12 protein-coding genes and 1 tRNA gene are annotated in these 12,189 nt (G+C 51.5%); 6 read left to right on the top strand and 7 right to left on the bottom strand.

Translation table 11 applies throughout. The annotated features are described in order from the left end of the window. Window positions 1–2: 2 nt before the first annotated feature. Window positions 3–79, bottom strand: a tRNA-Met gene (locus tag A1WG_RS17255). Window positions 80–287: 208 nt separating this feature from the next. Between A1WG_RS17255 and mltA the strand changes: the two genes are divergently transcribed. Then, window positions 288–1,385 carry a murein transglycosylase A gene (gene mltA / locus A1WG_RS17260; protein WP_000678632.1) on the top strand — a complete coding sequence of 366 codons (1,098 nt, stop codon included), beginning with the start codon at window positions 288–290 and terminating at the stop codon, window positions 1,383–1,385. A gap of 238 nt (window positions 1,386–1,623) precedes the next feature. Continuing rightward, window positions 1,624–2,430, top strand: coding sequence for a tRNA cyclic N6-threonylcarbamoyladenosine(37) synthase TcdA (gene tcdA / locus A1WG_RS17265; RefSeq protein ID WP_000117724.1), 807 nt, complete (start codon window positions 1,624–1,626; stop codon window positions 2,428–2,430). Window positions 2,431–2,485: 55 nt separating this feature from the next. On the opposite strand, the gene csdE is transcribed toward tcdA, so the two are convergent. After that, window positions 2,486–2,929 carry a cysteine desulfurase sulfur acceptor subunit CsdE gene (gene csdE / locus A1WG_RS17270; protein WP_000184239.1) on the bottom strand — a complete coding sequence of 148 codons (444 nt, stop codon included), beginning with the start codon at window positions 2,927–2,929 and terminating at the stop codon, window positions 2,486–2,488. After that, on the bottom strand, window positions 2,929–4,134 hold the full coding sequence (csdA, locus tag A1WG_RS17275) for a cysteine desulfurase CsdA (protein WP_001516980.1): 1,206 nt from the start codon (window positions 4,132–4,134) through the stop codon (window positions 2,929–2,931). Before csdA ends, csdE begins: the two co-directional genes overlap by 1 nt. A 192-nt stretch (window positions 4,135–4,326) precedes the next feature. On the opposite strand from csdA, the gene A1WG_RS17280 reads away from it, so the two are divergent. From A1WG_RS17280 to rlmM, 4 genes are all read left to right on the top strand, one after another. Next, a complete protein-coding gene (locus tag A1WG_RS17280; RefSeq protein WP_000750396.1) occupies window positions 4,327–4,554 on the top strand; it encodes a YgdI/YgdR family lipoprotein in 228 nt (75 codons plus the stop codon). 350 nt (window positions 4,555–4,904) lie between these two features. After that, window positions 4,905–5,822, top strand: a complete 918-nt coding sequence (gcvA, locus tag A1WG_RS17285) for a glycine cleavage system transcriptional regulator GcvA (protein WP_000044401.1) — start codon at window positions 4,905–4,907, stop codon at window positions 5,820–5,822. An 18-nt stretch (window positions 5,823–5,840) separates the two neighbouring features. Beyond that, the gene (locus tag A1WG_RS17290; RefSeq protein ID WP_000203905.1) at window positions 5,841–6,236 is read left to right on the top strand and encodes a DUF423 domain-containing protein; all 396 of its coding nucleotides are present in this window, start codon (window positions 5,841–5,843) and stop codon (window positions 6,234–6,236) included. After that, a complete protein-coding gene (gene rlmM / locus A1WG_RS17295) occupies window positions 6,229–7,329 on the top strand; it encodes a 23S rRNA (cytidine(2498)-2'-O)-methyltransferase RlmM (protein ID WP_001045507.1) in 1,101 nt (366 codons plus the stop codon). The genes A1WG_RS17290 and rlmM overlap by 8 nt, the downstream gene beginning before the upstream one ends. A gap of 43 nt (window positions 7,330–7,372) precedes the next feature. On the opposite strand, the gene fucR is transcribed toward rlmM, so the two are convergent. From fucR to fucI, 4 genes are all read right to left on the bottom strand, one after another. After that, window positions 7,373–8,104, bottom strand: coding sequence for an L-fucose operon activator (gene fucR / locus A1WG_RS17300; RefSeq protein WP_001516979.1), 732 nt, complete (start codon window positions 8,102–8,104; stop codon window positions 7,373–7,375). 57 nt (window positions 8,105–8,161) lie between these two features. Further along, a complete protein-coding gene (fucU, locus tag A1WG_RS17305; RefSeq protein WP_000920827.1) occupies window positions 8,162–8,584 on the bottom strand; it encodes an L-fucose mutarotase in 423 nt (140 codons plus the stop codon). Window position 8,585: 1 nt separating this feature from the next. Next, complete coding sequence (gene fucK, locus A1WG_RS17310) at window positions 8,586–10,004, bottom strand: L-fuculokinase (RefSeq protein ID WP_001516978.1); 1,419 nt, start codon at window positions 10,002–10,004, stop codon at window positions 8,586–8,588. Window positions 10,005–10,112: 108 nt separating this feature from the next. Continuing rightward, complete coding sequence (fucI, locus tag A1WG_RS17315; RefSeq protein WP_001516977.1) at window positions 10,113–11,888, bottom strand: L-fucose isomerase; 1,776 nt, start codon at window positions 11,886–11,888, stop codon at window positions 10,113–10,115. Window positions 11,889–12,189: the final 301 nt, after the last annotated feature.

Raw genomic sequence — 12,189 nt, 5'->3', positions numbered from 1 at the left:
ATTGGTTGCGGGGGCCGGATTTGAACCGACGACCTTCGGGTTATGAGCCCGACGAGCTACCAGGCTGCTCCACCCCGCGTCCGTGGATGCGCACTATACTCCGCTCGCGTTTTCATGCAACCTTTTTTTTACCCGGATCACGGAATTGAGATGTTTTTGAACAAAAACAAACCACTAAAGCCTATTTTTTGTGCAAAATTTGCGTCAGGGAGCGGCTACGCATTTCATTAAACCCAACGGTTTGTTATCTTCGTTGCGCCTTATTTTTTAACCTGAAGAAGAGAACAATGAAAGGACGTTGGGTAAAGTACCTTCTTATGGGCGCAGTCGTAACGATACTTGCCGCCTGCTCCTCCAAACCAACCGATCGCGGACAGCAATATAAAGACGGGAAATTTACCCAGCCTTTCTCTCTGGTGAACCAGCCAGATGCCGTTGGCGCGCCAATTAACGCCGGTGATTTTGCCGAGCAAATTAACCATATCCGTAACGCGTCGCCGCGTCTGTATGGCAACCAGAGTAATGTTTATAACGCGGTGCAGGAGTGGCTGCGCGCAGGTGGTGATACCCGCAATATGCGTCAGTTTGGCATTGACGCCTGGCAGATGGAAGGGGCGGATAACTACGGCAACGTGCAGTTTACGGGTTACTACACACCGGTAATTCAGGCGCGCCATACTCGCCAGGGCGAGTTTCAGTACCCTATTTACCGTATGCCGCCAAAACGCGGTCGTCTGCCGTCTCGTGCGGAGATCTACGCGGGGGCACTGAGCGATAAATATATCCTTGCTTACAGCAATTCTCTGATGGATAACTTCATTATGGATGTGCAGGGGAGTGGATATATCGATTTTGGCGATGGCAGCCCGCTTAACTTCTTCAGCTATGCCGGAAAGAACGGTCATGCCTATCGCAGTATTGGTAAGGTTTTGATCGATCGTGGCGAAGTGAAAAAAGAAGATATGTCGATGCAGGCGATTCGTCACTGGGGTGAAACGCACAGTGAAGCCGAAGTTCGCGAACTGCTGGAACAGAATCCATCTTTCGTCTTCTTTAAACCGCAATCTTTCGCGCCGGTGAAAGGGGCAAGTGCAGTGCCGCTGGTTGGCCGTGCGTCGGTTGCCTCTGATCGTTCGCTTATCCCACCAGGTACTACCTTGCTGGCAGAAGTGCCGCTGCTGGATAATAACGGCAAATTCAATGGTCAGTACGAACTGCGTCTAATGGTGGCTCTGGATGTCGGTGGCGCAATCAAAGGCCAACACTTCGATATCTATCAGGGGATTGGCCCTGAAGCTGGCCACCGCGCCGGTTGGTACAATCACTATGGTCGTGTCTGGGTGCTGAAAACGGCCCCGGGCGCAGGTAACGTTTTTAGCGGCTGATGTGATATTCTGTACGCCGTTTTTACGGATAAGCCAGGGTGAGGGATAACCTCACCTTTTGATTGTTGACTAACTGCGCGTTGTTCATGCCAGATGCGGCGTGAACGCCTTATCTGGCCTACAAATTATGCAAATTCAATATTTTGCAGGAGTTATGTAGGTCTGATAAGCGTAGCGCATCAGGCATTTATGCGTTTAGGGTGAGGGATAACCTCACCCTTTTTAATTCTGAGGTGCTATGTCTGTTGTAATAAGTGATGCCTGGCGTCAGCGTTTTGGCGGCACAGCGCGTCTGTATGGTGAAAAAGCGTTGCAACTGTTTGCTGATGCGCATATTTGTGTCGTCGGTATCGGTGGTGTCGGTTCCTGGGCGGCGGAAGCTCTGGCGCGAACGGGGATTGGCGCAATCACACTTATTGATATGGATGATGTGTGCGTCACCAATACTAATCGGCAAATTCACGCGCTGCGCGATAACGTCGGGCTGGCAAAAGCTGAAGTGATGGCGGAACGTATTCGCCAGATTAACCCGGAGTGCCGGGTAACGGTGGTGGATGATTTTGTGACGCCGGATAACGTAGCGCAATATATGAGTGCCGGTTATTCGTATGTGATTGATGCCATTGATAGCGTGCGACCTAAAGCGGCGCTGATCGCTTATTGCCGTCGCAATAAAATCCCATTGGTCACGACCGGTGGCGCAGGCGGGCAGATTGATCCGACGCAGATTCAGGTTACTGATCTGGCAAAGACAATTCAGGATCCGCTGGCGGCGAAACTGCGCGAGCGCCTGAAAAGTGATTTTGGCGTGGTGAAAAACAGTAAAGGTAAGCTCGGCGTGGACTGCGTTTTCTCTACCGAAGCACTGGTGTACCCGCAGTCAGACGGTACGGTGTGTGCGATGAAAGCCACGGCAGAAGGGCCGAAGCGGATGGATTGCGCGTCAGGATTTGGCGCGGCAACGATGGTAACCGCCACCTTTGGTTTTGTTGCGGTTTCTCATGCGCTGAAGAAGATGATGGCGAAAGCGGCGCGTCAGGGGTAAACATTAGGTCGGAGGCGACGTCTGGTGCGTCTTATCCGACCTTGAACGTGCAACATCAAGCTTGCTTCGCCGCCGCGATAATCGCCTCGCTTAACGCATTCAGCCCTTGACTGCGTGAGGCGCTAAGTTGCGCACGCAATCCCAGCTCATCAAACAATGCCAGCGGCGACTGTGCCTGTAACTCGGCAGCGGTTTTCCCCTCCACTGCGGTCAACAACACGGCCAGCAGACCGCGCACAATGCGTCCTTCGCTATCACCAAAGAAATGCATCTTGCCGTTTTCAGCGACGCTATACCCCAACCAGACGCGGTTTTCGCATCCGGCAATCTCTTTGGCCTGCGCTTTTAACTCGTCTGGCAAAGCAGGAAGCTGTTTCCCCAGCATAATCAACTGGCGATATTTATCTTCCCATTGCGTCAGCGGCGCGAAAGTGTTGTGTAACGACTCTGCCGTTACGGTTGTGCCGAACGGATGTCCGGCGAATTGCGGGTTCGTCATTAATCCACCAATAATTCCAGTGCGCGGTCAACGGCGTTCACCAGCGCATCCACATCACTCTTTGTATTATATGGCGCAAAAGAGGCGCGCAGAGTGCCGGTTACGCCTAATTCTGCCAACAGTGGCTGAGCGCAATGCTGCCCGGCGCGTAGGGCAATGCCATACTCCGCCAGCAGCGTTACCATATCGCTATGATGAACACCGGCGAAATCAAAGGCCAGCAGGCTGGAGTCCTGACAGCGGAATGAACGAAAGCCAGGACGTTTTGCCAGCGCCTCTTCTGCGAGCGTCGCCAGACTGCGACTCCAGCTTTCTGCCTGGTTGATATCATAATCTGCCAGCCATTCCAGCGCCGCGCTTAACCCAATGACGCCTGCGACGTTGGGCGTTCCGGCTTCCAGTTTCCACGGCGCAGATTGAGTGGTGAAGCCGTCAAAACTGACTTCGTGGATCATTTTGCCGCCGCCCAGCCAGGGCGACATTGCTTCCAGCAGTTCTGTTTTGCCATACAGCACGCCGATACCTGTCGGGCCATAAAGTTTGTGACCTGAAAAAGCGTAGAAATCGATATCCAGTTGCTGAACATCGGCAGGGAAATGCACCGCCCCCTGAGCTCCATCAACCATCACCACCATTCCGGCGGCGTGGGCAAACGTAATCGCTCTCGCCAAATCCGGGCAACCACCGGTGACGTTCGACATCTGGCCCAGCGCCAGAATCCGGCTACGAGGAGTCATTAGCGCTGGCAATAAATCGACATCCGGCAACCGCTGCGCATTAAGCGGCAGTTTCACCACTTTGGCTCCAGTTTGTTGGGCGACCATCAGCCAGGGAACAAGATTGGCGTGATGTTCTGCCACACTGACAATAATTTCATCGCCTGGTTGCAGGCGTGGACGGGCATAACATTGCGCCACCATGTTAATAGATTCGGTGGTGCCACGTGTCCAGACAATAGTTTTGTCATCCGGTGCATTCAGCAGTTGGGCGACTTTCTCCCGAGCGGCCTCATAACGTGCGGTTAACCGTTGGGCTTCGGCGTACTGGCTGCGATGCACGTTTCCAGCACTCAGGCTATAGAACTGCCGGGTTGCCTCAATAACGGCTTCGGGTTTGAGCGCAGTAGCGGCGCTGTCGAGATAGACGCCCGCATCCTGTAATGCGGGAAAGTGCGCGCGAAACGGCGCGGGATTAAAAACGTTCATGGTACTCCTCGGCTTGATAAACCGATCGTGGCGCAAAATTCACTTCGACACAAGGATAGCCCTAACCTTCGGATTCATCTGGATATCCAGGCGAAAGCGACTCGGTCGCTTATGCTTAATAGTGTTAGGCGTTAATTTTAGCCTGTTAATGAATTTTTATTGCGAGTGAATAATCGCTTTAAGGAGAAGAAGATGAAAAAGACTGCCGCAATTATCTCTGCCTGTATGCTGACTTTTGCCCTTAGTGCCTGTTCCGGTTCAAACTATGTCATGCACACCAACGATGGACGAACCATTGTTGCCGATGGCAAACCGATGACGGATGATGAAACCGGTATGATTTCTTATAAAGACGCTAATGGCAACAAACAGCAGATCAACCGCACTGACGTGAAAGAGATGGTCGAGCTGGATCAGTAATTCACGATCGCAAGGTAAAAAAAAGCACCGCAATTAGGCGGTGCTACATTAATCACTATGGACAGACAGGGTAAATGTACAGGAAGTGAAAAAAGGTAGCTTTGCTACCATGGTCTGAATCGCAGACCAATTGCAAACACAACAACACAACATCACAACCGTAAGCCAAAAGTTCACCAGAACACGCATTCCGATAAAACTTTTCGTTCCGGCTCAGGAAGTGCCGCCACTATAGGTATTTGCTGGTAGAAGCTCAACGGACAAATTATAATGGCTCAGATAAAAAAAACTAATAGGTTACATACCGTGATCTAATTGTTAAATTCATTTAACATCAAAGTTTAAAAGCCATGTCAAAACGATTACCACCGCTAAATGCCTTACGAGTTTTTGATGCCGCCGCACGCCATTTAAGCTTCACACGTGCAGCAGAAGAGCTTTTTGTGACCCAGGCCGCAGTAAGTCATCAAATCAAGTCACTTGAGGACTTTTTGGGACTAAAACTGTTCCGTCGTCGTAATCGTTCACTTCTGTTGACCGAGGAAGGGCAAAGCTATTTCCTCGATATCAAAGAGATATTTTCGCAATTAACTGAAGCAACGCGTAAACTCCAGGCCCGTAGCGCCAAGGGTGCGTTGACGGTCAGCTTACTCCCCAGTTTTGCCATCCACTGGCTGGTGCCGCGACTTTCCAGCTTTAATTCAGCTTATCCGGGAATCGATGTTCGAATCCAGGCGGTCGATCGTCAGGAAGATAAACTGGCGGACGACGTTGATGTCGCTATATTTTATGGCCGTGGCAACTGGCCAGGGCTGCGGGTGGAAAAGCTTTACGCCGAATACCTGTTGCCAGTATGTTCGCCTTTGCTATTAACCGGTGAAAAACCCTTGAAGACCCCGGAAGATCTGGCTAAACATACGTTATTACACGATGCGTCCCGTCGTGACTGGCAGACATATACCCGCCAGTTGGGGTTAAATCATATTAACGTTCAGCAAGGACCGATATTCAGCCATAGCGCCATGGTGCTACAAGCTGCCATTCATGGGCAGGGTGTGGCGCTGGCAAATAACGTGATGGCGCAATCTGAAATCGAGGCTGGACGTCTTGTCTGCCCGTTTAATGATGTTCTGGTCAGTAAAAATGCTTTTTATCTGGTATGTCATGACAGTCAGGCAGAACTGGGTAAAATAGCCGCCTTTCGCCAATGGATCCTGGCGAAAGCCGCTGCTGAACAAGAAAAATTCCGCTTTCGTTATGAACAATAATTTACGTAGGGTACGACCATGACCAGCCGTTTTATGCTGATTTTTGCCGCCATTAGCGGTTTCATTTTTGTGGCTCTGGGCGCTTTTGGTGCACATGTTTTAAGTAAAACAATGGGAGCCGTTGAGATGGGCTGGATCCAGACCGGCCTTGAATACCAGGCGTTCCATACACTGGCGATTTTGGGGCTGGCAGTGGCGATGCAGCGTCGCATCAGTATCTGGTTTTACTGGAGTAGTGTTTTCCTCGCGTTAGGCACGGTGCTGTTCAGCGGCAGCCTTTATTGCCTGGCGCTGTCTCATCTGCGTTTGTGGGCGTTTGTCACTCCGGTCGGTGGTGTGAGCTTCCTCGCGGGTTGGGCGTTAATGTTAGTCGGTGCTATCCGTTTAAAGCGCAAGGGCGTAAGTCATGAATAAGGTTGTATTGTTGTGTCGTCCGGGCTTTGAAAAAGAGTGCGCCGCAGAAATTACCGATAAAGCCGGTCAGCGGGAAATCTTCGGTTTTGCCCGCGTGAAAGAGAATGCGGGTTATGTCATTTATGAATGTTATCAACCGGATGATGGCGATAAGCTAATTCGTGAGCTGCCGTTCAGTTCATTAATTTTTGCCCGCCAGTGGTTTTTGGTAGGAGAACTCCTCCAACATTTGCCGCCAGAAGACCGCATTACGCCTATTGTTGGCATGTTGCAGGGCGTGGTGGAGAAGGGCGGTGAACTGCGTGTTGAAGTCGCGGACACCAACGAAAGCAAAGAGTTACTGAAATTCTGCCGTAAATTCACGGTTCCGCTACGGGCTGCCTTGCGCGATGCGGGCGTGCTGGTGAACTATGAAACACCGAAGCGTCCGGTGGTGCATGTATTCTTCATTGCCCCAGGTTGCTGCTATACCGGTTACTCTTACAGCCACAATAATTCGCCGTTCTATATGGGCATTCCGCGTCTGAAGTTTCCGGCAGATGCGCCGAGTCGTTCCACGCTCAAACTGGAAGAGGCATTTCATGTGTTTATTCCGGCAGATGAGTGGGATGAACGCCTGGCGAACGGGATGTGGGCGGTGGATTTAGGTGCTTGCCCGGGTGGCTGGACCTACCAACTGGTGAAGCGCAACATGTGGGTTTATTCCGTCGACAACGGCCCGATGGCGCAAAGTCTGATGGATACCGGACAGGTGACATGGCTGCGGGAAGACGGTTTCAAATTCCGTCCGACACGCAGCAATATCTCATGGATGGTATGCGATATGGTTGAAAAACCAGCGAAAGTTGCGGCATTGATGGCGCAGTGGCTGGTTAATGGCTGGTGCCGTGAAACAATCTTCAACCTCAAACTGCCGATGAAAAAACGCTACGAAGAAGTGTCACACAATCTGGCGTATATTCAGGCACAGCTTGATGAACATGGCATAAATGCTCAGATTCAGGCGCGGCAGTTATATCACGATCGCGAAGAAGTGACGGTGCATGTCCGTCGTATCTGGGCTGCGGTGGGTGGTCGTCGCGACGAGCGATAACGGGCAAGGCCGGGGCGCCGTCTCCGGCCTGCTACCATTGCCATCAGGCTGTCACCAAAGAAGCCGCAACCTGGCGCTCATCAGAAATAATGTGCGTGACCTCATCCAGATGCCCGATGCGGGCTTCTCCAGAACGATTAAATTTACTTTTATCAATCAATAACAACGATTGCGCGGCACGTTTTAATAGCATCGATTTGTAGTCAGCGTTGATCGCATTGGAGTCCCACAGTGCGCCGCTGCTGTCGATCCCTTCGCAAGAAAAAATAAACAGATCGATTTCCAGCGATTTAAGCTGGGAAATCAGCGCGGGATTGACGTAACAACCATATTTGCGCTCAAGTGTGCCGCCGGAACTGATCAGTTGAATGCGTTCGCGCTTACCGAGTTCATGACAAATTGGATGGCTATTGGTGAAGACCTGAATGTCGATGTCAGGCAACTGGCGTGCCAGATACCAGCAAGTTGAACTGGCGTCTAAGGCTATCACCATCCCTTCTTCAATCCACGCGAGCGCTTCGCGGGCAATATCTGCTTTATGCGCATAATGGCTTTTCAGCCGGATATGAAAGGGATCGCCGCTGTCTTGATTTTGACGGTGGATATATTTAGCGCGCCCATGATTGCGCAGAATTTTACCCTGCGTCTGTAATTCATTGAGATCGCGACGAATGGTTTCTTTACTGACCTTTAGCTGTTCAGAGAGAGCTTCCGTGGTCAGGCTGGTATGGTTCAGCAGCAGGTCGACTATCGCTTGCTGGCGTGCCGCTTTCATATTTTTCACCCCATCATTCGATAACCGCCCGCGTCATGCGGGCGTACCGGTATGAGATTACGGTGTTACCCCTTTTTTTAAAAGAATATTCCCGTACTTCGCTCGTTCGCCTGTGATAACGATCGCAAAGGCTTTTTGTGCCCGTTCATAAAACGCAAAACGGTCGATGCGGGTGATTTCAGGGCACGGGGTCTGTAGTGAAAGCGCATCACGATAGCGTTGTTCCACTTCAGGATCGAGGGTGTCACCTTCTACTGCCGCCATCATCACCAGCGGCGGCGCATAGCTGTCCAGTTCAAATAACGGGATAATTGCCTGGAGCAAGTCGCTCACTAACAGGCCATCAGCGCGGATCACCTGTGGTCCCATCGCATGGGCGGGAAAGTGGGCATCGGAAAAAATAATTTCATCTCCATGCCCCATCTCTGCCAGCACTTTCAATAGTTCGGGAGAAATTAACGGCGAAATTGTTTTCAGCATTTCACACTTCCTCTGTAAATTCGGGTTCAGTTTGTGGGTAGAAATAACGGTACTGATAATGGATTTGCGCGCGGGCTTCTTCCGGGCTGTTAAATTCCCCTACGCCATACCAGCCAAACAGCGCAGCTCCTGCGACGGTCGTTTCGGCATCGTCGAGAACTTTTACCGGAATATCAAGCACATTGGCTTTAATCTGATTCCACAATGTGTTGCGACTTCCGCCACCGACTAACAACAATTCAGAGGCTTTAAAGTGGCCGATTTTTTCCAGCATCTGTAGATTGCGCTGTAACTGCGCGGTTAACCCTTCCAGCGCCGCGCGATAGAAATGCCCCCGCGTGGTATTGAGCGTCACTCCTTGCCAGCCTGCGTCCTGACATGACAATAAATCACACTGCATTTTCACGCCGTCCGCGCCCGGTGGGATCAGACGAGCTTCTTCAATCAGCATTTGCCACGGAGTTTCAGTAGTCCATAACAGTTTTCTCACCCATTCCAGCACACCGGATGCCAGCCATTGCATACCCGGGTTATACAAACCTGCCTGGCTGTCCAGTTCACAGGTAGAACCGGCGTACTGACTAAGCAGTGAAGTATCAACCTGCGCGCTGCGAACCATTAAAATTTCCCATGTACCGGAAGAGAGCACGGGTTCATTTTGTTCGGCACCCGCGCCAAAAAGGGCGAACTGAGTATCGTGACCCGCGGAGATCACCGGTATGCCAACGGATAAGCCGAGCATTGCTGCGGCGCTGTTCTGTAGTGTGCCAATCTGTTCACCCGCTTCCACCAGACGAGGGAAGAGTCGGCGTGGAATACCGGTGGCTTGTAAAATTTGCGGACTGAAATCGCGTTGCTGGATATCCAGCATCTGGCTGGTTCCGGCCATGGTGATATCAGTAGTGAATTCGCCGGTTAAACGGTGGTTAATCAGCGACGAAATAAAGAGCCAGGCGTGCGCGCGTTCCAGCAGTTGTGGATGGTTTTCTTTCAACCATACCAGCTTATATAACGTGTTGAAACTAAAGGCTCCGACACCAGAAATGGCCTGCAACTGTTGTGCGGAGATCAACCGTTCAATATTGTCCATTACCGCCGCCGTTCGCGGACATTTCCAGCTAATGACCGGATAGAGCAGATTTCCTTGCTTATCAACCAGAGCGCCGTCCACACCAAAGGTCGTTACGGCGATACCGCGGATGTGGTATTCAGCCAGTTCACTGTTGATTTGCCGACAGCAATCAGCGAAGCGTTGCAAAATAGCGTCTAAAGACCACTGGTGCCAGGTGTTGTTTTCCATCGCGATATCGCTGGCATTAGGCGTTGAGGCGCGGGCAACAATTTTTCCCTGCCGATTAACCGCGATGGCCCTGACATTGGTCGCGCCACAGTCGAGTACCAGGATAACTTCTTGTTTCATAATCGCTCCTGCAATATAGCCGGATAACATTGCTTATCCGGCTAACCACTCTTGCTTGTTCAGGCCCGGTAGCCGGAGCGACCGGGCATCACATCAGGGAGTAATGTATTAACGCTTGTACAACGGACCGTAGTTCTGGCAAGCGCGGTAATCCTGGCCTTCAATATCCATGCCGTGCGCGGCCCAGGCAGAAGGACGATACACTTTTGTCTCTTCAACGTTGTGCATACATACCGGGATCCGCAGCATTGAGGCGAGAGTGATAAAGTCTGCGCCGACGTGGCCGATGGTCAGAACGCCGTGGTTAGCGCCCCAGTTCGCCATTACCGAGTACACATCCGTAAACGGCCCTTTGCCGGTGAGGCGCGGTGCAAACCAGGTGGTTGGCCAGGTTGAGTTGGTGCGTTTGTTGAGGATGTCATGCACATCCTTCGGCAACTCCACACTCCAGCCTTCCGCGATTTGCAGTACCGGTCCCAGGCCTTTAATAATGTTGACTCGAGTCATGGTGAACGGGACGCCGCCTTCAGTGAGGAAGCGGGAAGAGTAACCGCCGCCACGGAAATATTCGTGGATCGCCGGGCACCATTCGGTAGCGGCGAGGCAAGCGTCAGCCTCTTGCTGGGAGATTTCCCAGTGCGGCTTCATCGTCGGTTTTCCTTCGCTGTCGCGTTGTTTACAGGAACCGTCCAGCGCAGCAGAACCGGAGTTGATCAAATGGATGATGCCGTGTTCTGCCAGCCCGTCCAGTTTATGCCCCGTTACGCGCTCAATTGCTTCAGGTGACCAGTAGGTACGAACATCGGCAAATACCTGAGCGGTGCCGGTGAGCTGGTGACCCATTAGCATTGCCACGCCGTTAAGACTGTCGTTTTCGGTAGCCACGACAAAGGGGTTGCGCACGCCATTCCAGTCAAATGAACTGTTGAGGATCGCTTCGGCGGTGTCGCCATTTGGATATTGATCGGTCCAGTGACGTTGTCCCTGGAAGCCCGCCGCAATGGCGTTGTAGCCAAGAGATTCTTCCACGCGACCGATATCAGCCAGTTTGCTGTTGCCTTGCATCATGTCGCGGATACACATTGCCATCAGCAAACTTTCGCGCAGAACTGCGCGGCTTTGTTCGGCATTACGTTGATATTGTTTGTTATTTTCATCTTCGCCATAGCGGAAGTTTTTATCAGCCCAGGCCAGCGCCATTTCCAGTTCTGCTTCGTCGTAAATCTTCTGATCAATACGGCGACGCAGTTCGGTCATATCCACCGCCTGGACTTTCATTCCCAGCCAGGATTCAAAGAAGTTGTGGTCAACGATGGAACCGGCGATCCCCATCGAAACGCCGCCCAGTGACAGATAGCTTTTACCTTTCATACTGGCGACCGCCAAACCGGCACGGGCAAAGCGCAGCAGTTTTTCTTCAACGTCGGCAGGAATCGATGTGTCATCGGCATCCTGAACGTCATGGCCGTAAATGGAGAATGCCGGGATACCTTTCTGACTGTGAGCTGCCAGGGCTGCGGCGAGGTAAACAGCGCCCGGGCGTTCAGTGCCGTTAAAGCCCCAAATGGCTTTCGGACGGGTAGGGTCCATGTCGATGGTTTCACTGCCATAGCACCAGCAAGGCGTTACCGTAATGGTGAGGCCTACATTCTGGCTGCTGAATTTTTCTTCGCAGGCGGCGGCTTCAGCCATCCCCGCGATACAGGTATCGGAAATGACACACTCGACGGCAGCACCGCAGGCATGGCGCAGTTTCTCGGTTAGCAGTGCGGCCGTGGCTTTCGCCATATTCATTGTTTGTTCTTCAAGCGACTCACGAACACCCATGCGACGACCGTCAATAACCGGGCGGATACCAATTTTCGGTAACGTATTAATTTTCATCAGGATTCCTCATCTCGCTTTATTGGCGCTCTGCTAAGGCGGAGAAAGGAACCACCGAAGCAGTAATATTGATTATTAGTTGCTAACTCGAGTTAGCTTAGGTATGTAGGCTTTTTGTGTACAACTTTTTTCTTGTTGAAATGTGAGGGGCTTCACGAGAAGTGGTTAAAATTCGATCTCTGTCAAATTATTATTTGGTGAGATAAAAACTAATATTGTTAATAATCATTGAGTTATGAGATTTTGGTGGTTATGCATCACAGTTTTACCTCAAATTATTTGGCTAATTTGTATACCTAAA

Source organism: Escherichia sp. KTE96 (assembly GCF_000408525.1).
Taxonomy (GTDB): domain Bacteria; phylum Pseudomonadota; class Gammaproteobacteria; order Enterobacterales; family Enterobacteriaceae; genus Escherichia; species Escherichia marmotae.
The sequence above is the reverse complement of the archived record's forward strand: the minus strand, read 5'-3'. Positions and strand labels throughout refer to the sequence as shown.